Origin of the sequence: Janthinobacterium violaceinigrum (assembly GCF_009208555.1) — a bacterium.
GTDB lineage: Bacteria > Pseudomonadota > Gammaproteobacteria > Burkholderiales > Burkholderiaceae_D > Janthinobacterium > Janthinobacterium violaceinigrum.
This window is the reverse complement of record NZ_WFLI01000015.1, coordinates 1-21,981: the sequence shown is the minus strand read 5'-3', so window position 1 is coordinate 21,981 and position 21,981 is coordinate 1. Positions and strand designations below refer to the sequence as shown.

The 21,981-nt window shown below is 65.6% G+C and carries 19 protein-coding genes; 4 read left to right on the top strand and 15 right to left on the bottom strand.

Going from position 1 to position 21,981, the window contains the following annotated elements; genetic code table 11:
* Positions 1-59 precede the first annotated feature (59 nt).
* From GCN75_RS14380 to GCN75_RS14330, 11 genes are all read right to left on the bottom strand, one after another.
* Positions 60-740 (bottom strand): tRNA-uridine aminocarboxypropyltransferase, encoded by a 681-nt coding sequence (locus GCN75_RS14380; protein WP_152283126.1) that lies wholly within the window; start codon positions 738-740, stop codon positions 60-62.
* 204 nt (positions 741-944) lie between these two features.
* A complete protein-coding gene (locus GCN75_RS14375; RefSeq protein WP_152283125.1) occupies positions 945-2,723 on the bottom strand; it encodes a methyl-accepting chemotaxis protein in 1,779 nt (592 codons plus the stop codon).
* A gap of 264 nt (positions 2,724-2,987) precedes the next feature.
* On the bottom strand, positions 2,988-3,500 hold the full coding sequence (locus tag GCN75_RS14370; protein WP_152283124.1) for a lipocalin family protein: 513 nt from the start codon (positions 3,498-3,500) through the stop codon (positions 2,988-2,990).
* A gap of 48 nt (positions 3,501-3,548) precedes the next feature.
* A complete protein-coding gene (locus GCN75_RS14365) occupies positions 3,549-4,340 on the bottom strand; it encodes a substrate-binding periplasmic protein (RefSeq protein ID WP_226941397.1) in 792 nt (263 codons plus the stop codon).
* Between the two features lie 42 nt (positions 4,341-4,382).
* Complete coding sequence (gene tssA / locus GCN75_RS14360; RefSeq protein WP_152283122.1) at positions 4,383-5,414, bottom strand: type VI secretion system protein TssA; 1,032 nt, start codon at positions 5,412-5,414, stop codon at positions 4,383-4,385.
* Between the two features lie 34 nt (positions 5,415-5,448).
* Positions 5,449-8,091: a type VI secretion system ATPase TssH gene (tssH, locus tag GCN75_RS14355; protein ID WP_152283121.1), complete on the bottom strand. Its 2,643-nt coding sequence runs from the start codon at positions 8,089-8,091 to the stop codon at positions 5,449-5,451.
* Complete coding sequence (gene tssE, locus GCN75_RS14350) at positions 8,088-8,564, bottom strand: type VI secretion system baseplate subunit TssE (RefSeq protein WP_152283120.1); 477 nt, start codon at positions 8,562-8,564, stop codon at positions 8,088-8,090. The genes tssH and tssE overlap by 4 nt, the downstream gene beginning before the upstream one ends.
* Before the next feature lie 66 nt (positions 8,565-8,630).
* The gene (locus GCN75_RS14345; RefSeq protein WP_034750126.1) at positions 8,631-9,122 is read right to left on the bottom strand and encodes an Hcp family type VI secretion system effector; all 492 of its coding nucleotides are present in this window, start codon (positions 9,120-9,122) and stop codon (positions 8,631-8,633) included.
* 35 nt (positions 9,123-9,157) lie between these two features.
* Positions 9,158-10,648, bottom strand: coding sequence for a type VI secretion system contractile sheath large subunit (tssC, locus tag GCN75_RS14340; RefSeq protein ID WP_152283119.1), 1,491 nt, complete (start codon positions 10,646-10,648; stop codon positions 9,158-9,160).
* A gap of 1 nt (position 10,649) precedes the next feature.
* Positions 10,650-11,159 carry a type VI secretion system contractile sheath small subunit gene (tssB, locus tag GCN75_RS14335; RefSeq protein WP_152283118.1) on the bottom strand — a complete coding sequence of 170 codons (510 nt, stop codon included), beginning with the start codon at positions 11,157-11,159 and terminating at the stop codon, positions 10,650-10,652.
* A gap of 36 nt (positions 11,160-11,195) precedes the next feature.
* Positions 11,196-11,795, bottom strand: a complete 600-nt coding sequence (locus tag GCN75_RS14330) for a hypothetical protein (RefSeq protein WP_152283117.1) — start codon at positions 11,793-11,795, stop codon at positions 11,196-11,198.
* A gap of 281 nt (positions 11,796-12,076) precedes the next feature.
* Between GCN75_RS14330 and tssJ the strand changes: the two genes are divergently transcribed.
* The 3 genes from tssJ to icmH are packed head-to-tail and all read left to right on the top strand — an operon-like array spanning position 12,077 to position 14,864.
* Positions 12,077-12,676 (top strand): type VI secretion system lipoprotein TssJ, encoded by a 600-nt coding sequence (gene tssJ / locus GCN75_RS14325; RefSeq protein WP_152283116.1) that lies wholly within the window; start codon positions 12,077-12,079, stop codon positions 12,674-12,676.
* Positions 12,677-12,714: 38 nt separating this feature from the next.
* Entirely contained in the window at positions 12,715-14,085 is a 1,371-nt protein-coding gene (gene tssK, locus GCN75_RS14320) for a type VI secretion system baseplate subunit TssK (protein WP_152283115.1), read from the top strand.
* Entirely contained in the window at positions 14,082-14,864 is a 783-nt protein-coding gene (gene icmH / locus GCN75_RS14315) for a type IVB secretion system protein IcmH/DotU (RefSeq protein WP_152283114.1), read from the top strand. The genes tssK and icmH overlap by 4 nt, the downstream gene beginning before the upstream one ends.
* A 127-nt stretch (positions 14,865-14,991) precedes the next feature.
* On the opposite strand, the gene GCN75_RS14310 is transcribed toward icmH, so the two are convergent.
* The 4 genes from GCN75_RS14310 to GCN75_RS14295 all read right to left on the bottom strand — a co-directional run bounded on the left by GCN75_RS14310 (position 14,992) and on the right by GCN75_RS14295 (position 21,665).
* Entirely contained in the window at positions 14,992-15,774 is a 783-nt protein-coding gene (locus GCN75_RS14310; protein WP_152283113.1) for an OmpA family protein, read from the bottom strand.
* 9 nt (positions 15,775-15,783) lie between these two features.
* A complete protein-coding gene (tagF, locus tag GCN75_RS14305; protein WP_152283112.1) occupies positions 15,784-16,764 on the bottom strand; it encodes a type VI secretion system-associated protein TagF in 981 nt (326 codons plus the stop codon).
* Positions 16,761-20,609 carry a type VI secretion system membrane subunit TssM gene (gene tssM, locus GCN75_RS14300; RefSeq protein ID WP_152283111.1) on the bottom strand — a complete coding sequence of 1,283 codons (3,849 nt, stop codon included), beginning with the start codon at positions 20,607-20,609 and terminating at the stop codon, positions 16,761-16,763. Before tssM ends, tagF begins: the two co-directional genes overlap by 4 nt.
* 216 nt (positions 20,610-20,825) lie before the next feature.
* Positions 20,826-21,665: a M15 family metallopeptidase gene (locus GCN75_RS14295; protein WP_152283110.1), complete on the bottom strand. Its 840-nt coding sequence runs from the start codon at positions 21,663-21,665 to the stop codon at positions 20,826-20,828.
* 136 nt (positions 21,666-21,801) lie between these two features.
* On the opposite strand from GCN75_RS14295, the gene GCN75_RS14290 reads away from it, so the two are divergent.
* Positions 21,802-21,981 (top strand): hypothetical protein (locus tag GCN75_RS14290; RefSeq protein ID WP_405002813.1); only part of this gene is annotated, 180 nt, incomplete at its 3' end.

Below are 21,981 nucleotides of genomic sequence, written 5' to 3'. Positions count from 1 at the left end.
ATACGTACAGTATACTATGCCGCTGTTCGGGCAAGATCAAGGGCTACCGTGATGCCATTTCAAGCTTTTTCACCATGCGGCATGACATAACTCAACTGCTGCGCGACAAAGCCGTCAAATGCCGCGATCAAGGGAACGAAGCGGGACGTGTCCTGCTCCAACTGCATCAGGGCATAGCAAGTCGCTTCCAGGGTCGATAACTGGTCTGGTGCGTGCGCCTTGCGGATCAGGTAATGGGAAGCAGGCGTATCGCGCAGGGGCAGGCGCGGCAGCTGCTGCAACTGGGGATTCAGATACAGCATCTTGCGGCTCTTGCGCCAGGTTCCGTCCAGCACCACCAGCCGCAAGCGTGCCGGATCAAGCAAGACGGCAGGGGCGAGCGCTGGCGGCGGCGCGATGCCCAGCGAACGGTCGCCGGGCGTATCCGGGTACAGCAGCACATTGTGCTTGTCGGCCAACAATGCGGCCAGGGTGGCGGGTGCGAAATGCTCGCCTGTCAGCAGTTGGCTGTTGGGCAGGCTCAGGTGCAGCAAGCGGGCACTGCCCTTGGCATTATGAACTTCCAGCGGATGCTGCAGGATCAGCACGTCCACTGTGTGGGCAAGCGGCGCGACCCAGCGGCAGATGCAGCTGGCGGCGGCACGCAGGCAAACTTGGCAGCGTACCCGTTTGGCCGGTTCAACGTGGGAGGATGATGCAGAGCTGGGGCTGGAGGTGCTAGATGAGCGGCTGGTGGTCATGGCGGAGCGCGTACGCGGGATTCTTCAAGCCGCGATTGTAGCGCCCGCGCCATGCCAGCGGGAATGGCCAACAGGAATGGCCAACTGAACGGCCGGTGAAAACGGCCTGCAATGCTGACAACAACGATAAATCAACAACGATAAATTGCATCACTTTTCATTGCTGAGCACAAGGACTCAAACCACGACTTAAAATAAAACGCCTTAAAACTCTTCCCATTCATCGGCGCCCGATGCGACCGGTGCGCGTGGCTTGCTGCTGTGCGCCGTGTCCGGTTTCGCTGCCTTGGCGGGGCCGCTGGCGGAGTGGGCAGCGGCAGTGGAGGCAGTGGAGGCGGAGGTGCGCGCAGAACCGGTCACGGCCCGCCGTGCGGCAGGCGCGGCCGGGGCGACAGACCTCGCCGTCGCCGGGCGCGCCACGCTGGCCGACACATATTGCTGCGTGGCGTCGAGCTTGAACAAGCCCACGACGTCGGCCAGCTTGGCGGCCTGTTCCTGCATGGATTCGGCCGCCGCAGCAGCCTCTTCCACCAGGGCCGCGTTTTGCTGCGTCACCTGGTCCATCTGACCGATGGCCTGGTTGACCTGTTCGATGCCGGCGCGCTGTTCATCGCTGGCGTCGGTAATCTGGTTCATGATCTGCGTCACATGGCTGATGCTTTGCACGATTTCATCCATGGTGCGGCCCGCCTTGTCCACCAGTTGCGAACCAGCCTCGACCTTTTGCACGGAATCGTCGATCAAGCCTTTGATTTCCTTGGCCGCCGCGCTGGAGCGCTGCGCCAGGTTGCGCACCTCGGAGGCCACCACGGCAAAACCGCGGCCCTGCTCGCCGGCCCTGGCCGCTTCCACGGCTGCATTCAGGGCCAGGATATTCGTCTGGAAAGCAATGGCGTCGATAACGCTGATGATGTCGACTATCTTGCGCGAGGAATCGTTGATCGAACCCATGGTGCTGACCACTTCCGACACCACCACGCCGCCCTTGCTGGCGATCTGCGAAGCGTCGATGGCCAGCTGGTTGGCGCTGCGCGCATTGTCGGCATTGAGTTTCACGGTGGACGTCAGCTCTTCCATGGAAGACGCCGTCTCTTCCAGCGAGCTGGCTTGCTCTTCCGTGCGCGACGACAAGTCCAGGTTGCCGGCGGCGATTTCGCTCGACGCCGTGCTGATGGACTCGGTTCCCGCGCGCACCTGGCCCACGATACTGACCAGTTTATCGTTCATGTTTTTCAGCGCATGCATCAATTGCCCCGTCTCATCGCGGCTTTCCACCACGATATGGCTGGTCAGGTCGCCAGCGGAAACAGCTTCCGCCACTTCGACGGCGCGCGTGATGGGCCGCGTGATGGAACGCGTGATCCAGTATGCGCAGGCTATGCCCAACAGGATGGCGACCACGCCCAGCGAGATCAGCAGCATGCGGCCGTTCTCGTAGCGCGAACGGATCTGCGCGGCCGTTTCATCGAGCAACTTGGCTTCCAGCACTTCCAGTTTTTTGAGCGACGCCAGGTAGATGTCGCGCTTGACGGCCATGTCGCCTTCATACAGGCGCTTGCCCTGTTCCAGGTCGCCCGCATTCTTGGCCTTGAACACATTCTTGCGCACTTCCGTGTAAGCCTTGCGCGTGCTCAGCACGTCCTGGTAGAGCGCCTGCTCTTCAGCATTCAGCTGGCTCTTGCCGATATCGTTCTGGATTTCCGTGGCGCGTGCCGACGAGGCCGCCATTTCCGTTTCAAACTGTTTCTGGTGTTCGGGATCGCTGACTTTCCAGGCGGCCGCCGTGCGCGCCGCGTTCACCTCGATGACCTTGGTCCACTCCCCGATCAGGCGCTCATTGCGCACCTTGACGTTGACGAGCGCATCGGTTTCCTTGCTGGCGCTTTGCATCTGCACGATGCCCACCACGGTCAGGCTGGTCAGCAGGAGCAGGACGGCGGCAAAACCGCCACCGAGACGTACGCCGATTTTGAGGTTTTTCATTGCGTGATTCCTATCTGAAGAAAACGATGCACAGACGCCACGAAACCGACCTACTGCTACATTGCAATATAGCAGGCATCTGCCGTGCGGCAATCACGAACGGTGGCGCAACGGTACCCGCGCCACCGGAATGGCAGCGCGCCGCAGCGCACTACTTTGGAGCAGATTGTGAGTGAATCGGAGTGGCATTGCAAGAAATAACATGCAGAAAAGCAACAACCAGAAGACGCTATGCCGCCACGAACGGGCGGCAGGCAAGCAGAGTCAGTTTTGCTTCACATAGATCAATTTTGACGTATCGAAACCCAGCCCACTAGCCTTCTCGATCAGGCGCTGCTGCACGGCGGGGTCCATAGTGGGCGTGCGCGACAGCAACCACAAGTAGGACTTGTCGGGGCCGCTGATCATGGAATAGCTGTAATTTTGCTGGTCGAGGTCGAAAACGATGTAGGAACCATAGAAGGGGCCGAAAAACGACACTTTCAGGTAGCCCACATCTTTCCTGTCCACGAAATACGCCTTGCCTTGCGCTTCCTTCCATGCCGCGTCCGCATCCTTGTAGCCACGGTTGAGTACTTTCAACCCGCCATCCTGGCGCAGGCTGTAGTCGGCCGTCACATGGCTCAGCCCCCGCTCGAACGAGTGGTCGAGGCGGGCGATCTCATACCATTTCCCCAGATAGCGGGTCGTGTCGAAATTGCTAACAGGCACAATATTATCGGGCCGGCCCACGCAGCCGGCCAGCACGAGCACACACAGCAACAGCAATCTTTTCATGCTTGTCTCCAGATGTTGAATCAAGGTGGCGGCGCCAGGGCAATGGCGTCAGGGCAGCAACGCCTGGTCGACGATGCGGCGGATTGCGCCAGTGTTTTGCATGCGCACGATGGCTGCATTGAATTGCTCGATAAAATCATCGCGATACGGATAGGCCGCCGGCCGGCGCACCGTGAAACCCAGGTGTCCCTGCTGGCTGGCCAGCTGCGCCGTTTCGTGGACCGCCTGCATCGGCGTGCCGGCCGGCCCCTCGCGCCGGATGCGCTGCAGCTCCCACTGCGCCGACAGGCGGTCGCTGACATAGCAATCGATACGCCCGCGCATCAGCTTGAGCAGATTCGTGCGCGTGCCCTTGGCCGGATCGAGCACGATTTTCTCGGCGCGCAAGGACGCCATCAGCCCCGCGTCGCCCAGCAGAAAACCCGCGTTCACGCCGATGTGCAGGCCGCCGTAATCGGCGGGCCACTGGCGCAGCGCGCGCCGTGCCAGCACGTCCTGGTTGCACAGCAACACCAACTGTTCCATCAGCAGCGGCACGGAATAGCGCACGTACGGCCGTTCGCTGCGCCACGAATACGGCGGATACAGGGCAAACGCCTCGCCCGTCTGCAGCATCAGCAGCCCCCGCTTCCAGGGCACGGGGCGCAGCTGCACCGCATAGTGCGGCATCGATTGCACGGCTGTGCGCACGATCTCCGTGTAGATGCCTTTCAGCTGGCCATTCTCGACGTAGGAGTACGGCGGATAGTCGTCGTCGCCATAGATCACCAGCGGCGTCGCAGCGCCGGCCTGCGCTTCGGCAGCGATGAACAGGCACAGCGCGGCAGGCAAGATGAGCATTCTGAACATGCCCGAAGATTAGCATGGAAGCGCCAAAACCGATCATCCGTTCGTACTGTCCGTGCCCAGCATTTCATCGAGCTGCGCCAGGGTGCCTGCGTCCTTCACGACGGCGCGCAGCCACAGGTGCAGCGGCAGCTCGCCCCAGCTGGCGGCCTTGTCCGCCAGGTAGGCGACGGGGCTGTGCGGCTCCGTGCGGCGGAAAAAATCGGCCACCTGGCGCAGCTGGGCCAGCGCCTGCTGGCGCTGCACGATAACGCCCCCGCCGCTGCCGGCATCCTGGCCAGCGGCGATTGGCGCGCCGGCAAAGTCCGCGCCCGCTGGCAGCGGCGCGATGAAGTGAATGATGTTTTCCAACGCTTCGCGCGCGGCGCGAAAGCTTGGACCATCGGCGCCGAAACGCGCATCGACGCTGCGTTCGAACGCCAGCAGCGACTGCATGCAGTATTGTGCATCGGCCAGCAAGGCGTCGGAAAATGCGCGCGTGTTCCGCTGCCGCGCCGCCTCCATCTGCGCCAGGGTCGCCCCGTCGTCGTGGCGCGCATCGCCCCAGCCCTGTTCCGCCGCGCCCTGCGCCAGGATGGCGGCCGCGCGCTGGCGCGCCGCATCGAAATCCTGCAGCGAATACAGGCCGTCGGCGCCTTCGGTCAGCGGGATCTCGCGCAGCAGCTGCGGCGTGCGCGACAGCAGCCAGAACACATTGCCGATGCGCTGTTCCTGGTCGCCCTCCTCCGCCGGCGGATACAGGCCATCCCAGTAACGCTCGCACAGGCCGGCCAGCAGCGCGTAGCCATCGCCCAGGCCGCGGAAACGGCGCGTCTTCGCGTGCGCCTCGGCCAGCCACACGGCCACGCGCAGATCCTTGCTGCTCGCTGCGATCAGCTGTTCGCAGCGCGTCGCCACGAAGGGCCAGTCGGCTTCCTTCAGCGCCGTCACCCACTCGCCCTGGTCCAGGCTGGGGTCGTCGTGCTGGCGCGCGCGCGCGATGGCGTCGAGCTCCTGGCTGAAAGTGATGTCTTCGCCGCAGGGGCTGACGGCGCTGACGGGGTGCAGCAACTGCTCCAGATTGAACATGGCGCTCTCCGCGGATTGACGTGACTGGATGACGTTATTTGATGGCGTACTTGAACTGCCCCTGCTTGTTCGCGCTGACGCGTATCGAGGCTATCGGCTCGCCTTCGGCCATGCGCGCCAATACCGCTTCGGCAATCGCCGGCAGCAGGCTGCCGTTGAGGATCTGGTCGACATTGCGCGCGCCCGAGTCGACCTCGGTGCAGCGCGCCAGCACGGCGTCGACCAGGCCCGCGTCGTGGCTGAACTGCGCCTGGTGGTTGCGCGCGATGCGCGCGCCGATGCGCGCCAGCTTCAGGGCGATGATCTCGGCCAGCACCGCGTCATTCAAGGGATAGAACGGCAGCACCTTCAGGCGCCCCAGCAAGGCCGGCTTGAAGTGCGCCACCAGCTGCGGGCGCACCAGTTCTTCCAGCGCGGCCGGCGTGGGCAAGTCCTGCGCTGCCCGGTTCAGGCAGGCGGCCATCATGGCGCCCGAGCCCAGGTTCGAGGTGGCAATGATGATGGTATTGCGGAAATCGACTTCGCGCCCTTCCGCGTCATCGAGCACGCCCTTGTCGAAGACCTGGAAGAACAGTTCCAGCACGTCGGGATGGGCTTTTTCCGCTTCATCGAGCAGCACCACGCTGTAGGGCTGGCGCCGCACGGCTTCCGTCAGCACGCCGCCTTCGCCATAGCCCACATAGCCGGGCGGCGAACCTTTCAGGCCCGCCACGCTGTGCGCCTCCTGGTATTCGCTCATGTTGATGGTCACGAGCTTGCGCTCGCCGCCATACAGCAGGTCGGCCAGCGCCAGCGCCGTTTCCGTCTTGCCCGTGCCGGACGGCCCCGTGAACAGGAACACGGCTTGCGGCTTGTCCGGGTCGTCCAGGCTGGCGCGCGCCGTGCGCACGCGCTGCGCCACGGCCGCGATGACGTGGTCCTGTCCCAGCACCCGTTCGCGCAGCGCCCCTTCCAGGGCCAGCACCGTGCGGATCTCGTCCTTGAGCATCTTCCCCAGCGGGATGCCGGTCCAGCCCGCGACGATGCCGGCCACCACCTGCGCATCGACTTCCAGCGGCGACAGCGGCGCCTCGCCCTGCAGCGCCGCCAGCTCGTCCTTCAGCGCCAGCAGGCGCGCCGCGCCGATCTCGCCCGGCCGCTCGCCGCGCAGCTGCGTGCGCAACTCGCCGATCTGCGCCACCAGCGCCTTTTCACGCTCCCAGCGCTGCGCCAGCGCACCGATCGCCGCCTGCCCCTCGCCATGCTCGCGCCGCAGCTGCGCCAGGCGCGCGGCACCGGCTTTGTCGGGCGCTTCGCCATCGGCCGCCTCGCGGGCCAGGGCGGCGATTTCCGCGCCGATGCGTTCCTGCCGCCGGTTCGCGTTTTCCAGCTGCGCCGGCGTGGCGCGCTGGCCCAGCGCCACCTGGGCGCAGGCCGTATCGAGCACGCCGATGGCCTTGTCGGGCAACTGGCGCCCGCTGATGTAGCGGTGCGACAAACGCACCGCCTCGACGATGGCGGCGTCGCGCACGCGGATGCCGAAATGGCGCTCCATCAGCGGCGCCATGGCGCGCAGCATGGCGCAGGCGATGTCTTCGCCCGGTTCTTCCACCTTCACCACCTGGAAGCGCCGCGCCAGCGCCGCATCCTTTTCAAAATACTTTTTGTACTCGCTCCAGGTGGTGGCGGCAATCGTGCGCAGGGCGCCGCGCGCCAGCGCCGGCTTCAGCAGATTGGCCGCGTCGTTCTGCCCCGCCTGGCCGCCGGCGCCGATCATCGTGTGCGCCTCGTCGATGAAGAGGATGATGGGGTGCGGACTTTTCGTCACTTCGTCGATGACGTTCTTCAAGCGGCTTTCGAATTCTCCCTTCACGCTGGCGCCGGCCTGCAGCAAACCCATGTCGAGCGCGTGGATGCGTGCGCCCTGCAGCACCTCGGGCACGTCGCCGGCGGCGATGCGCAAGGCCAGGCCTTCCACCACGGCCGTCTTGCCCACGCCCGCCTCGCCCGTCAGAATCGGATTATTCTGGCGCCGGCGCAGCAAGATGTCGACGGCCTGGCGTATCTCCGCTTCGCGGCCGATCACGGGATCGAGCTTGCCGTCACGCGCCAGCTGCGTCAGGTCGGTGGTGAACTGGTCCAGCGCCGGGGTTTTGCTGGCCAGGCTAACAACAGGATCGTCGCCGGTGTCGGAAAGCCGCGGCACTGCCGCGCTTTCCTCCTCGCCGGAGCCGGCCGTCAGCTTGTCCGGATGGTGCTTCAATTGCTCGACGCTGAAACCGGCGAACAGCTTCGAACCGCGATACGCGAGCTGCGACAGTTCCGGCTCCGTCAGCAGCGCCAGCAGCAGGTGGCGGCTGCGGATGGGCCCCGGCTGCGCCGCGTCCAGCGAGGCAATCAGCCAGGCATGCTCGAACAGCAGCGGCAAGTGGGGCGAGAACACGGGCGTGCGCGCGCTGCCCGTCCTGAAGCTGCCGATCTCGCGGCGCAGGTCCGCCTCCAGCGCCGTCAGGCTGATTTCGCTGCGCCGCGCAATGGTGACGAAATCGCTGCGCTCCTGCTCCAGCAGGGCCAGGAACAGGTGTTCGATATCGACTTCATACTGTCCCAGTCCCACGCAGATGCCGGCGGCGCGCGTGGCGGCCGTGCGCGCCGTGTCATTGAGTTTGGCGATCAGGGTTTTCAAGTTATTGCTCATGCGGCAGCTCCCTTGCGGTTGATCGAATAGCGCAGCGACGATGGCTGCAGCACGGCGTCGAAATTGACCGTCTCGCCGCCCGCCGTCACGGCCAAGGTGCCGCTGATGACGAAGCCGACCCGGTTGATGCTGCCCGCGTCCCGCTCCATGCGGGCGCGCACATTGCGCAGGCGCGGTTCATGGCGTTCGATGGCGGCCTTCAGCGCGGCGCAGATGCGGGCGCGGTCGTCGCTGCTGGACAGGCACATGCCGGCGAAATCGATCAGGCCATAGTTGACGATGGAAGCGGCGCATTCCGGGTAGGCGTCGAGCGCGCCGGGCGGCAGGGCCACGCGCGTGTTGAGCAGTTCCTCGAGGTCGCGCGCCACCGCATCCTTCAATTGTTCCAGCGACAGGCGCGCCGCCACGCCGCCCGCCGCCGCGCTGCCGTCGCCCATCAGGCGGTCGAACAGGCCCGGTACATAACTGTCCATGCGCTCTCCTGAAAAGTCGGCGCGGCGCGCAGGCGCAGGTGGCCGAAGCGCGCCGCGCGCCATGGATCAAGCCACGCGGTTCGCGGCCAGGTCCCAGCCACCCGAGGTATTGCCGCCGGCGCCGCCCGTCACTTTTTGCTGCGTGTATTTCCACTTCACTTTCGAGAACTTGAAGCCCACGTGTTCGCCGAGGATGTCGCCCTCTTCCACGTTCGGCGTGACGGCGCCGATCAGCACATTTTCGATCTCGATTTCAAAATATTTGACGCGCTCGCCCTGGCCGTCGGCGCGCATGAATTCGAAGCGTGCCTTGGGTATGGTCTTGCCGGCCGAGCAGGTCTGCAGCAGCACCGGCGAGGCCAGGTCGGCCAGCTTGGAGATGACGATGTCCTTGTGCTCGCAGCGTTCGGCCGTGTGGCCGCCGCCCGTCGACGCGGTGGCGGACTTCGGCTGCTCGACGCTCCAGCTGACCGATTTGCATTCGATCCAGTCCTTGTGCTTGTCATCGGTGGATTCGCCCTTGATGCCGTCTATCTGCAGATATACATCGATTGCCATGGTGTGCTCCTCTGGTTGAAAGATGATCCGGTGGATCAGGAATTGGTCGACTTCGGCAACTCCGCGACCAGTCGGAGCGAAACGGATAATTCATCGAGCTGAAAGTGCGGCCGCAGGAAGGACACGGCGCGGTACACGCCGGGCCGGCCCGGCACTTCATGCACCTGCACGGAAGCTTCGCGCAGCGGGAACTGCGCCTTCTGTTCCTGGCTGGCGTTATCGTCGAGCAGCACGTACTGCATCAGCCAGCGGTTCAAAAAATCCTCGATATTGGAGGCGGCGGCAAAGCTGCCGATCTTGTCGCGCATCATGGCCTTCATGTAATGGGCAATGCGCGAGACGGCAAAGATGTACTGCAGCTGCGACGACAGCACCGCGTTCGCATTGGCCGCATCGCTGTTGTACTTGCGGCTTTTCTGCGCCGACTGCGCGCCGAAGAACGCCGCATACGCCGTGTTCTTGCAATGCACCAGCGAGATGAAACCCAGGTCGCTCAATTCCTTTTCGCGGCGGTCGGTGATCGCCACTTCGGCCGGGCATTTCAGGGCCACGTCGCCCTCGTCCGTCTTGAAGGTATGCGTGGGCAGGTCGTCCACCAGGCCGCCGCCCTCCACGCCGCGGATGGCGGCGCACCAGCCATAGTCGGCAAAGGCGCGCGTCAGCTTGCTGCCGAATGCGTACGCGGCATTGCACCACAGGTATTTGTGGTGGTCGCTGCCGTCGACTTCCTCGACAAAGTTAAAGCCTTCCACGGTGGTGCCGTCGACGGGATTGAACGGCAGCCGGCCCAGGAAACGGGGCAAGGTCAGGCCCACGTAGCGCGCATCCTCGGATTCGCGGAAGGCTTTCCATTTCGCGTACTCGATGGTATCGAATACCTTGGCCAGGTCGCGCGGCTTGCCCAGGTCGCCGTAGCTTTCCAGGCCAAACAGTTCCGGCGCGGCCGAGGCGATGAAGGGCGCATGGGCGGCGGCAGCGATGTGCGACATCTGCTCGACGAAATACATGTCTTCCGGCTGGCGCGAGATGGCGAAGTCGCCCAGCAGCGCGGCGAACGGCGCACCGCCAAACGTGCCGAATTCCTCTTCGTAGACCTTCTTGAACATGCTGCTCTGGTCGAATTCCAGCGCCGCCTGGAAATCCTTCACCAGTTCGCGCTTGGTGGCGTTGAACATGCGGATCTGCAGGCGCGTGCCCGTATCCGAATTGCCGACCAAGTAGCGCAGCCCCGTCCAGCTTTGCTCGAGCTGCTGGAACGGCGCCGCGTGCATGATTTCGCTGAGCTGGGCGGAGATCAGGCGGTCGATTTCCGCCACGCGCCCGTCCAGGGTTGCCGACAGGCTGCTGGACATCAGCACCGTGCCGTCGAGCACCTGCGCCACCAGTTCCGAGATCAGGTCGCGTGCGCGCGCATGTTCGGCGCCGGACTTGGCGACGCGGCTTTGCTCGACGATCTGGTCCAGCAAGTCGGTGGCGGCCGGCGCGCCGGCGGTCGATACTGCGAGGGCTTCTGCCTGGGCGCTCATCTCAATCCTCCTGCGCTGGGAACTGCGGTTTCAGGGTAGCCAGGCTGTCCGTGTTGTTCAGCACTTCCGTCAGCAAGTCTTCCAGCTTGTCGTTGCCGGCCAGCTTGTTGCGCAGGTCGGCCAGCTTGGTGCGCGCCTCGAGCAGCTTGCGCAAGGGTTCCACCTGGCGCACCACCGATTCGGGACGGAAGTCGTCCATCGAGCGGAAATGCAGGTCGACGGCGAACGTGCCGCCCGCCTCGCCGAGGCGGTTCGGGACGGCGAAACGGGCCACCGGCTCCACGCCGGCCAGCACTTCGTCGAAGTTGTCGCGGTCGATGGCGACGAACTTGCGGTCTTTTAAGCGTTTTTTATCGCTGTCCGGATTGCCGCCAAAGTCGCCCAGCACGCCGACCACGAAGGGCAACTCCTTGTTTTCAATCGCGTCGCCAATCTCGACGTCGTAGGTCATTTGCACGCGCGGCGCGCGTATCTTTTGCAGGCGTTTTTGCACGCTGTCGGACTTGGGCATGTCGCTTCCTTTGCTAACGGTGGTGGGAACGCGGGCTTATTTCAGGCCGCTGAACGGGTCGGCCGCGCTGCCTGGCGACGCCGCGCCCTTCGCCGCCGGCGTGCCGGAGCTGGAAGTTGCAGCGCGCTTGCCTGCCGCTGCAGGGCGCTTCGCTGGCGGCGGCAGCAGCACGTCCTCGCCTATGCTCGCGCGCAGCAGCTTGGCCAGGTCCTGCGCTTCCGACCGCAGCGAGCCGTTTAGATTGTTTTGCCGCGACAGGTCGGCCAGCGCCTTGCCGGACAGGCGCAGGCCGCTGACGGCGACGATGCTGTTGGCGACCTTGTCGTCCGGGTCGCGCTCCAGCGCTTCGAGCGCATGGCCGATGGCGTCGCCGTACTGGCCGCGGTCGAACTTCATCTGCGCCATTTGCAGCCATGGCGCCTTGTCGGCCGGGTAGCTGTTGCCGCCGCCCTTGAGCAAGGTCATGGCCCGCTCGTACTGGCCGGCGCGCGCGGCCGCATCGGCGTCGCTCATCACTTGCGCCAGGGTCGGCGCGGCAGGAATCTTCGGTGCCGGCTGGTCCGGCGCAGCGCAGGCGGCCAGCAGCACGGCGCTGGCGAGGCAGGCAATACGGGGCAATATGGTGGCTGGCTTCATCGGGGCATTCCTTCACGTGGAGGACGCTACCGCTGGGAAAGATGGGCGGCGCCTTGCTGGAGGCCATTATTGATCGCCCATTTTTTTGCCAAATTGAGATTAATCAGCAAAGAAGAAGTTCCACATCACAGCCGCGTGCAGCGACATGAATCCTGATCTGGCGCAGCAATTGTCTTGATCGCAGGCGGACTTTGCGTCAACGCAAGTAGTCTGTCCATGCATGCGCTTAAATGACTGCACCACGTTCATTTCCACGCACCATTTTTTGCAAAAGAACGCCCATGCCATCTGACGCCCCGTTCCGCCACCTGGCCCGCGCCGCCGCGCTGCTGCTATTGGCGTTGCTGCAGGCCGGCTGTGCGGGCGGCGCCATCGGCAGCCTGGCCAACGCGGCGCTGCACATGGCCGGGGCGGCCAAGCCGCCGCCCGAACTGCCCGACGCGCAAAAACCGCCGCGCAACGTCAGCATCCGCCTGCATGCGGCGCAGCGCCTCAACACGGACGCCGACGGCCGGCCGCTGGCGCTGGTGGCGCGCATCTACAAGCTGCGCCAGAGCGCCGCCTTCGAGCAGACGCCATACGACAGCTTCCTCGACACGCAGCGCGAAAAAGCCGCGCTGGGCGCCGACCTGATGGAAGTGAAGGAAGTGCTGCTGGTACCGGGCCAGCGCTACGAGATACAGGAAAAAGTCAGCAAGGAAGCCAGCTTCATCGGCGTGGTGGCCCTGTTCCGCGCACCGGCGGCACAGCGCTGGCGCGCCACCTTTGCCGCCGCCGACGCGGAACGGGGCGGCATCACCGTCGGCCTGCACGCCTGCGCGCTCAGCGTGGCCGGCATGGACAGCGGCATGGCGCCGCTGGCCGCCCTGCGCTGCCAGTAACGGCAGCGGCAGCACGCACACACTCTAGGAGAAACGCAATGGGCATGGCAGCGAAAGTCTTGTGGGGAGAAGGCCTGTTCCTGCGGCCGCAGCATTTCCAGCGCCAGGATCAATATCATGAAGCGCGCCTGCATCACACGGCCAGCGCGCTGCATCCCTACCTGTGGGGCGTGGCGCACATGGAGTGGGACCTGGCGGCGCTGAGGACGGGCACCTTGCGCCTGCAAGCCCTGTCGGCGATCTTCCGCGACGGCGAAGTGTTCGAGGCGCTGGGCGACGGCGCGCCCGGCAGCGATACCCTGCCCCCGCCCGTGGACCTGGAAGCGCTGCCGCCGGCGGTGCAGGAAGTGACGTATTACGCGGCGCTGCCCATCCTCAGCGGCGAAGGCATGAATTACACGGCGCAGGCGTCCAAGGCCGGCACGCCGGCCAGCACGCGCTTTGCGCACGCCATGCGCGCCACGCCCGACCTGTTCACGGAGTCCGCCGTGGCAGACGTGGCCTACCTGAAGAAGGCCGTGCGCCTGATTCCCGACAGCGAAGCGCGCGGCTCCTACGACTGCCTGCCGCTGATCGCCCTGCGGCGCACGGTCTCGGGCGGCTTCGAGCCCGTGCCTTCGTTCATGGCGCCCAGCCTGGCGATTGCCGGCGCGCCGCGCCTGCAGGGCGTGCTGGAACACCTGCTCGACGCGCTGCAGGCGAAGGTGAGCGCGCTGCACGGCCACCACCGCGAACCGAGCCGCAACGTGATCGAATTCCGCTCGGGCGACGTATCCTCGTTCTGGCTGCTGCACACGGTCAGCACGGCCGCCGCCGCGCTGATGCATTACGTGCGCCATCCGGCCCTGCATCCGGAGCGCCTGTACGAAGCGTTGCTGGGCCTGGCGGGCGGCCTGCTCAGCTACTCCAAGCATTACACCCTGGCCAGCCTGCCCGCCTACGACCACGCGCAGCCAGGCGCCTGCTTCGACGCCCTCGACGCCATCATCCGCGAACTGCTCGACACCGTCATTTCCTCGAAGTATTTTTCCATCGCCCTGGTCGAGGACAAGCCGTCGTACTACCTGGGCAAGCTCGATTCGGGCAAGATCGACCAGCACACCACCCTGTACCTGGCGATCCGCGCCGCCATGCCCGCCATCGAACTGGTGGACGTGGTGCCGCTGCGCGTGAAAGTGGGTGCGCCCGACGACGTGGAAAAATGCGTGCTTACGGCCATGCCCGGCCTCAAATTGTCGCATGCGCCGCAAGTGCCGGCCGCCATCCCCGTGCGCCCGGACACCTATTACTTTGCGATGGAAAACCGCGGCGCGCTGTATGAACAGATGCTCAAGGCGCAGTCGATTTCCGTCTACGTGCCGGCCGGCATACGCGACCTGCAGCTGGAACTGATCGCGGTGACGGCATGAGCCAGCTCATCGAACGGCGCGCGGCGCCCTCCCTGCTGGGACCACGCGGTCCCGCCCCTGCCGGCGCCCGCCATGCCGGCAGCGCCCTGCTGGACCTGATGCACGAAGGCTTTTACATGCTGTTCATGCTGAAGCACGGCTCGGCGCCCGGCGACGAGCAAAGCTTCATGGACCGCATCACGGCCTTCCTCGACGACTTCGAGCGCGAGGCAAAAAAAATCCGCGCCGATGGCGACGATATCGCGGCGGCCAAATATGCGTTCTGCGCGGCGGTCGACGAAATCATCCTGGCCTCGCCCTTTGCCCTGCGCAAGCAGTGGGAGCGGCGCCCGCTGCAGTTGCTGATCTTTGGCGACCAGCTGGCCGGCGAACACTTCTTCGACCGCCTCGACGCCTTGCGCGGCAAGGGCGCCATGCGCGTGCAGGCGCTGCAGGTTTTCCACATGTGCTTGCTACTGGGATTCCAGGGCAAGTATGCGATCGACGGCGGCGAAAAGCTCAGCTACCTGACGGCGCGCCTGGGCGACGAAATCGCCCACATCAAGGGCAAGAGCCGGGGCTTCGCGCCGCGCGCGGAGCGTCCCGACCAGGTGGTCAACAAACGCGGCAGCGACGTGCCGCTGTGGGCGCTGTCGAGCATTTTCGCCCTGCTGGCCATCTGCGCCTACCTGGGCTTGAAAACGCATCTGACGCGCGGCACGCAAACGACCTTGGCCGCGTATGCGGACCTGGTCAAGCTGGCGCCGCGGCCGGCGCACCTGACCATCACCCTGCCCTGAACACCTCACAGAACCTGCTGCGCGTCGAGACTTGCGGCCTGCGATGCTCAATGTGCATTCGCACACTTGCGCTTCTCGGCCACAACTCTCATCCGCTCGCTACGGTTTTGTGAGGTGTCAACCAAATCTATTGCGCGATCCTGAACTCGATGCGCCGGTTTCGCGCCCGGCCATCGGCCGTGGCGTTGCTGGCCACGGGGCGGTCCGGTCCCTGGCCCGACACCAGCACCGAATCGGCCACGACGCCCTTGCTGGCCAGGTAGGCGCGCACGGCTTCGGCGCGCGCCTGGCTCAGGGCCACATTGCTGGCGCGCAGGCCCGTGTCGTCCGTATGGCCGATCACTTCCACCTTGCGTCCCCGCAGCTTGAGCATGACAGCCGCCATCTCGTCGAGGATGGCCAGGCCGGCGGGCGTGATGGACGCCTTGCCGCTGTCGAATTCGATGATGCGCTTATCCAGCGCCGCATCGAGCAAACCCTGCTCGGCCTCGGCCGCCCTGACCCGCAAGCCGTTGTTGACGGTGTAGGTGGGATTGAGGCTGGTGGCGATGTCGCTGGCGATCTGCTGGCGCTGCGCCTCGTTCGCCACTTCGCCGCGCACGCTGACGTTGTTGCCGTCGATGCTGATCTGCCCCCGCGAAATGAGCTTCAGGTTCGGCGCGATCAGCTTTTGCACGTAGGCGTTCCAGTTGGCCGGCACGGCCACGGTGCCGATGGCGATCTGGTCGACCACGCGCTCGGCGCCGTACAGTTCGCGCAGGCGGGCCAGCACGGCTGCCTTGCCCGCCTCGTCGGCCAGGGTCCCCGTGACGAGGATCTGCCCCGGCATGGGCGTCTGGGGCGCCTGCGCCTGGGCGTGGCAGGGCGCGGTGGCGGCAAGCATCAGCAGCAAAGTGGCAAACGGTTTCATCGCACTCCTTCAGGCAAAGGTATCGGCAAACATGGCGCAGGCCGAGCGCAGCGACAACTGCTCCTGCTGCAAACAGGCGGAAAACCGGCTGAGCGCCGCATCGTGTCCCATCTGCTGCTCCACCCAGTCCAGCTGGTCGAAGATGATCAGCCGTTCGCCGCCGGCCTGCGGATCGATCAGCGCGCGCAAGCCATGCGGGTCGGCGCCGCAAAAACCGATCACCAGCACGGGCGCCTCGTCGAGGTGGGAAAAGAACAGCGCCAGTTCGAAATCGGCCTGGCGCAGGAAAGGCGCGATCAGGTGCAGCCAGAAGCTGGCCACCAGCTCGCGCAGCTGCGCGTCCTGCGGCAGCGGCAGCACCAGGCTTTTTTCCAGGCGCGGCAAGCCGCTCTGGCGCACGGGCCGCAGCAGCAGGCCCAGGCCCAGCAGCAATTCGCGCACCGTCACGGGGAATGCGGGCGAGGCCAGCATCGCCTGCAAGCCCTGCACCGTCTGCGCCTGCAAGAAGGCGGCCAGCCGCGCCGCATGGCACGGCGCGGCCGGCTCCACTTCCACCACGTTGCCGGCCAGCGCCAGCAGGGCCGGTCCCGGTTCGGCGCTGGCCACGATGCCTTGCGACAGCTGCTCCACGCGCTGCCACAGGGGCGCCAGCGCCAGCGGGCTGCAGGCGACAAAAGCCTCGGCATCGTCGACTTCCAGCGCGCCCATGGCCATGAAGGGAAAGCGCCTGTGCGACTGGTCGTTGCTCGCTTCCAGGCGCCCGGCGATGGCGCGCCGGCTGCGCGTGCCGACGAAGGCAAAGCGCAGCGGCGGCAAGGCGTCGTAATTGAGCTTCCAGCGCGGTTCCACCGTCAGGGCACTCATGACCTGCGCCAGCCAGTCGTCGAGCAGCTGCACCAGCGCGTGATTGTCGCAAGCCTTGATGAAGTCGCCCCGCGCGGGGACCTTGCCGAAGTAAGCGAGGCGCACCTGCTGCGGCGCGCGCATCATGGCGCCACCCCGGCCACCGCTGCGGCGGCGATGGCGGGCGCGGGAGGCGCAGGAGGCACGGCGGGAACACCGGGCGCGCCGACGATGGTCTCGGGCAGCTGCATGCCGCGAAAGCCCTGCTCCTGCAGCGCCGCGGTCCCGCCCGCGCCGGCGCCCGCCGTCTCGGCGCTGCTGATGATTTTCAGGTCGACTGCCACGGCCACCTCGCCGCGCGCCCAGCGCAGTTCGAACACGCCGCCGTCCTTGCGCTTCTTGGCCGCCGCATCGATCATGCGCTTCAAGCCGAATTGCCCCGGCTCGTTGAACAGCTCCACCGTGCGTCTGTCGAAGGTGACGGCCGTGATGCGCGCGCCCTGGGCGCCTGCCGCGCCTTGCGGGCCCGGATGCAGCATATTCGTCCACTGGGCCGGGGTATTGCGGTAGCGCAGCTGCTGGCCGTCGATCTCCACCGTGTATTCCAGGGTGCCGGGCGCGGGCGACGGCTGGATCTGGAACACGGTCTGCGCCACGCCGGAGGTAGCCGCCACGCCGCCCGCGCCCAGCGGCGCGATCCAGCCGGGGAAACGCGCCACCACCTGCGGCGCCAGGCTGATGCCCATGTCGGCCCAGGTGCGCGGCGCCAGCACGTCGCCGCGCCGCACCACCAGGGGTCCCATGGAGGTGGTGACGAATTTCGCCACCAGTCCTTCCGGGCCAAAGAACTGGCCGATCTCCAGGTTGCTCGCCTCGATGCGCGCCGTGGGCGCAAACGGATATTTGTTCGCCAGCGATTTCTGGAACGGTTCGTACACCTGCGCCGCCCAGGTCTTGTTGATGTCGAGTTCCGCCGGCGCGACGATGACGGCAAAGGTCTGCATCAGCGGGCGCACGAGGATGGGGCGGATGGCCTGCTTTTGCGCGTCGCTCATCCCCGTGAGCAGCTGCTCGTCGACCAATTTCAAGGCGTCGGCCAGCTCGGAACCGCTGCCCTCCAGGGTCTGCTGCATGAACTGGCGCGCGCCCGGCCCAGGATCGCCCTGGTTCCTCAGCTGGTTCAAGCGGCTGCGCAGTTTCGACAGCGCTTCCAGGTAGGCGCGCATCAGGGACGCATTGTTGTCCCTGGCCGCCACCAGCTTGCCCACGCCGGCAAATTCGCGGCCCACGGGTCCCATCGGTTTATCCAGGCGGGCCGGGTCGAGCTGCGCCTGCATGCCGGGATTCGATGCCAGCTGCGACGGCGCGCGGCGCAGCACCGTTTCCTTGAACCAGGCGACGATGCCCCGCTCGGCCTTGCGCAATTGCGCATTCTGCAGCGCCGGGTTGTCCCACGAAGTCTCGTCGTAGATGGCCGTCAGCAGTTTGGCGATCGGCGACGACTGCGGGTCGCCCAGGCGGTTCATCGCCTGCACGGCGCCGTCAAAGCCTTTCAGGTCGGCAACGGCGACGCCCTGCACGAACTTTTGCCACTCGCGCGCGTAGTCGGCCTTGTACATGGCCACCAGGTTCTTCTCGATCTGTTCCGGACTGCCTTCCAGGGTCAGGTCATCGGTGGACGCACTTTTCAGCACCCAGTCCGCGCTTTGCAGCTCGCGGTTGGCGGCGTCGCGGAACGCGCCTTCGACGAATTTCTCCCACGCCTGTCGCGTAAAGGCGCCCGAGACGGCGTAGCTGCCCGCCAGCAGGGCTTGATCCTGTTCGCCGACGATGCGCGCCACCGTCATGCCGGGAAAGCGCGTCGAGGCGCGCGCCTTGACGTCTGCATACACGCGCTCGCGCGCCGGCATGCCGCGCACCACGCGGCGCAGGTTTTCGCGGGCCTGGTCGACCAGCGCCAGCTTCTGTTCGATGCGCGGCCAGGATGGATCGCCGATCTGCGCCAGGTAAAACGTCAGCAGCCGCTCCGCGCTGCGTATCATCTGTTCGCGCGGCATGGAGCCCCGGTTGCCTTCCAGCCAGCCGCGCCAGAAACGCGTCATCTGGTCGTTCAGGTGGCTGCTCTCGGCATGCGTCTTATCGGCCAGCATCAGATAGGTTTTCAGCGCATTGTAGGCATCTTCCACGTTCGTCGCGCTGGCCGCCTGGTACTGCACGCTGCGCGGCGCAGCGGAAGGTGCGGAAGGCGCGGAGGCCGGGGTCTGCGGCGTGCGCGCCGCGGGCTGCAGCTGGTCGGCGCTGGCGTTCATCTCGAACAGCAGCGCTTCCAGCGCGCCCGCCACGGGGGCCAGCATGACCTGGCGGGCGCCGGCAAAATATTCCTCGCGCAGCTTGCGTTCGAGCAGTTCGCCCTGATACAGGCCCAGGCGCAAGGACCACGGCCGCTGCGTGCGGTACGCTTCCAGCTGTTCTATGCGGTCCTGCAAGATCTCGAGCGCTTCCAGGCGCGACTGCAAGTCCAGGCGCCGCTCCTGCAGCTTCACCACTTTATTTAAATCGGCCTCGACGTTGGCCACCAGTTGCCGGTTGCCCAGGTAGGACCAGCTCCAGCCGCCCAGGCAGGCGCCCAGCGACACCGTGGCGGCAAAGAACACGGCATATTTGAAGCGCAGCTTGGCGCGGTTGGCATAGTTGGCCACCAGGTGCTTGTCAGCAAAAATCACCTTGCGGAACAGTTCCAGCAGAAAATAGCCATGCTGGCGCGTACCCGCGAGCAGCACGGCCGGGGCCGGCGCGAAGGCCAGGTCGAAGCGGCGCGCCACCTGCTGCGAGGAGGCGCTGACGGGCTCGCCCTCCTGCAGCGCGCTGGTGAAGTAAAAGCCGCGGAACACGGGCTGGAACTGGAATGGATTTTCCTCGAACAGGGTGGCGATGAAGGCGCGCAAGGCCGGCTTGACGGCGGCAAACTCGAGCGGAAAGGTGAATACGCCGGGCGCCATCGTCTTGCGTTGCCGGTGCGCCATGTTGGCCAGGCTCAGCTCCGTCAAGCCATCGTGCAATTCATCGAAACTCTGGTCGAAAAACGCCAGCAAGTCGGCCGTGGGCAGCTTGCGCTGGTAAGGCATGGTGGCGCCCCAGACGCGCTCGCGCTCGCTGCGTTCGGCATCCGCGAAAAACTCTGTGAAGCCGGCGATCAGGTCCGCCTTGGTAAACACGATGTACAGGGGCGCGAACACTTCCAGGCGCTCGATGACGTCCTGCACGCGCTTGCGCAAGCTGCGCGCCAGCTGCATGCCCACGTCCGGGTCGCCTTTCAATTCGGCAATGCTGACGGCGATGAGGATGCCGTTGATGGGCGCCTTGCGCCGGTATTTTTTCAGCAGGTCGAGAAAGCCGAACCACTCGCCCCGGTGCTCGTCGACGGCGCAATAGCGTCCCGCCGTGTCGAGCACGATGCCGTCCGTGGTGAAAAACCAGTCGCAGTTGCGCGTGCCGCCCACGCCTTGCACGATCTTGCCGTCGGCGAAGGGAAACTGCAGGCCCGAATGCAGGATGGCGCTGCTCTTGCCGGCAGCCGGATTGCCGATGATCATGTACCACGGCAATTCGTACAGGGCGGCGGCGCCCGATTTAATGCCCAGCTTGGACGTCTTGATGGTTTCGATGGCGGCCAGCATGCCCGTGCGCACGGCGTCCAGTTCGCCCTGCTGCGTGCCACCGGCCGCCGAGGCCGATGCCGCCTGCGCGGCAGCGATCTCGGCCTCATTGAGGATGGCTTGCCCCAGCATCTGCGCATTGCGCCGCGCGCGGCGCCGGCGCCACAGCCACAGGCCCAGCCACGTGACAAAGGCCAGCAGCAGCAAGGCCAGCGCCCAGACCAGCGCCACTTCCAGCGCCTCGGCGCCCAGGTACAGGAACACGGCCAGCGCCACGAAGCCAACGATGGTCAGATTGCGGCTGTCGGTGAAGAAATGCCAGAGTCGTCGCAGCATGATGAGCCCAGGGTGAAGTCGCAAACAGGATGGACGCCGCCGCGCAGCAAGGCGGATTCGGCCCATGCTGACAGCAATGGGACGCGCCTTTGTTGACATATGACAAGTAACAGGCGCCAGCGCGCGGCAGGCTTCGGCAGGCCATTGATGCTGCGCAAGTAAGCTTGCAGCGCTGAAAATCCGGCCGCCGCGCGGCGCTAGAATGGCTGGCGCGGCTTACTTGCCCAGCACGCGCGGTTGCGGCAATTCCGTGTGGCCAAAATCCATCATGGTCCACCGTCCGCCCCAACGCAGGCCCACCGATTCGGCCGTCACGCCATATAAACGGTAGCCGCGCATGGCCCAGGCATTTTTTTCAGAAATGATGAGCTTTCCTTCATGCATGAATGCACAATCGGCCGCCAGGCCGTACTGGTGATAGCTTTGAAACGCCCTGGCGTTCGTCACGTTCGGACCGGCCGCCGCCAGCTGGTCCTGGCGCGCGGGACTGCGATAGCCTTCCAGCAAGACCATGTCATAGCCATGCACCTCCTTCATGATCTTGAAGACCAGCAGCAGGCGCTGCGCGTAATCGTGGTCGAGCAATTGCCAGTTGCGGCTGGCGCCGCCCAGCAGCGGACGCAGCTGCGTCACTTCCGCCGTGGAAAACAGCAGCGGCGGCAAGGTGGGCGGCGGCACCAGCTGCTCGCCCTTGAGCAAGTCGCTGACCTGATCGTTGATGACATGCTGCTGATCGGCATAGCCACGCAGGGCGATGCGGTCGCTGGACAGCCAGGCCAGCAGCGGCGGCACGACGACCAGCACGCTGCCTGCCAGGCTCATCCAGCGGTGGCGCCACAGCAGTTGCCAGGCGCGCGCCACGCCCGAGCCCGTGTGCCGCTGAACGCGCTGCCACTGCGCCCCGCTGCCCCGCTGCAGCCCCTGCGCACGCCGCTGCATGCGCCAGCCGAGGTTGACGAGCGCGTGCAGCACGATGGCGCGGCCGCCGGGAAACAGCAGCAGCCAGCAGGCAAAACAGGCAAGCAGAAAATACATCAGGACCAGGGCGACGAACATGGGGCGCTCCGTGACGGGATCGGCATGGGCCGGGCAGCGTGCTCGGCAGTATCGCTAGATCGTAGGCGTCCGCGGCCCGCCTGAGCGCGGTTTACATCAAGGTCAGTCGAGTTTGATCCATTGCGGAGGTGATATTTTGTCTTTATTGAAAACCGGAGATGGCCAGTCCAGCGGTCCTACCCTGCTGGGCACGGCGGGGGTGGTGGCCGCGCAAACCGATGGCAAGCGCATCCTGTCGCAGCTGGAACACGGCGCCGCCGCGCCCGCCGCCAGGCCCGCCCTGCGCTGGCGCCCTGGCCGCCGGCACTGGGCCGCC

Excerpts from the sequence above, each read along its gene's own strand:
- GCN75_RS14375 (WP_152283125.1), bottom strand. The coding sequence starts at position 2,723 with ATGAAAAACCTCAAAATCGGCGTACGTCTCGGTGGCGGTTTTGCCGCC.
- tssJ (WP_152283116.1), top strand. The coding sequence starts at position 12,077 with ATGCCATCTGACGCCCCGTTCCGCCACCTGGCCCGCGCCGCCGCGCTG.
- tssC (WP_152283119.1), bottom strand. The coding sequence starts at position 10,648 with ATGAGCGCCCAGGCAGAAGCCCTCGCAGTATCGACCGCCGGCGCGCCG.
- tssK (WP_152283115.1), top strand. The coding sequence starts at position 12,715 with ATGGGCATGGCAGCGAAAGTCTTGTGGGGAGAAGGCCTGTTCCTGCGG.
- tssB (WP_152283118.1), bottom strand. The coding sequence starts at position 11,159 with ATGCCCAAGTCCGACAGCGTGCAAAAACGCCTGCAAAAGATACGCGCG.
- tssE (WP_152283120.1), bottom strand. The coding sequence starts at position 8,564 with ATGGACAGTTATGTACCGGGCCTGTTCGACCGCCTGATGGGCGACGGC.
- GCN75_RS14380 (WP_152283126.1), bottom strand. The coding sequence starts at position 740 with ATGACCACCAGCCGCTCATCTAGCACCTCCAGCCCCAGCTCTGCATCA.
- GCN75_RS14330 (WP_152283117.1), bottom strand. The coding sequence starts at position 11,795 with ATGAAGCCAGCCACCATATTGCCCCGTATTGCCTGCCTCGCCAGCGCC.
- tssM (WP_152283111.1), bottom strand. The coding sequence starts at position 20,609 with ATGCTGCGACGACTCTGGCATTTCTTCACCGACAGCCGCAATCTGACC.
- GCN75_RS14365 (WP_226941397.1), bottom strand. The coding sequence starts at position 4,340 with ATGCTCATCTTGCCTGCCGCGCTGTGCCTGTTCATCGCTGCCGAAGCG.
- icmH (WP_152283114.1), top strand. The coding sequence starts at position 14,082 with ATGAGCCAGCTCATCGAACGGCGCGCGGCGCCCTCCCTGCTGGGACCA.
- tagF (WP_152283112.1), bottom strand. The coding sequence starts at position 16,764 with ATGATGCGCGCGCCGCAGCAGGTGCGCCTCGCTTACTTCGGCAAGGTC.
- GCN75_RS14310 (WP_152283113.1), bottom strand. The coding sequence starts at position 15,774 with ATGAAACCGTTTGCCACTTTGCTGCTGATGCTTGCCGCCACCGCGCCC.
- GCN75_RS14370 (WP_152283124.1), bottom strand. The coding sequence starts at position 3,500 with ATGAAAAGATTGCTGTTGCTGTGTGTGCTCGTGCTGGCCGGCTGCGTG.
- tssH (WP_152283121.1), bottom strand. The coding sequence starts at position 8,091 with ATGAGCAATAACTTGAAAACCCTGATCGCCAAACTCAATGACACGGCG.
- GCN75_RS14345 (WP_034750126.1), bottom strand. The coding sequence starts at position 9,122 with ATGGCAATCGATGTATATCTGCAGATAGACGGCATCAAGGGCGAATCC.
- tssA (WP_152283122.1), bottom strand. The coding sequence starts at position 5,414 with ATGTTCAATCTGGAGCAGTTGCTGCACCCCGTCAGCGCCGTCAGCCCC.
- GCN75_RS14295 (WP_152283110.1), bottom strand. The coding sequence starts at position 21,665 with ATGTTCGTCGCCCTGGTCCTGATGTATTTTCTGCTTGCCTGTTTTGCC.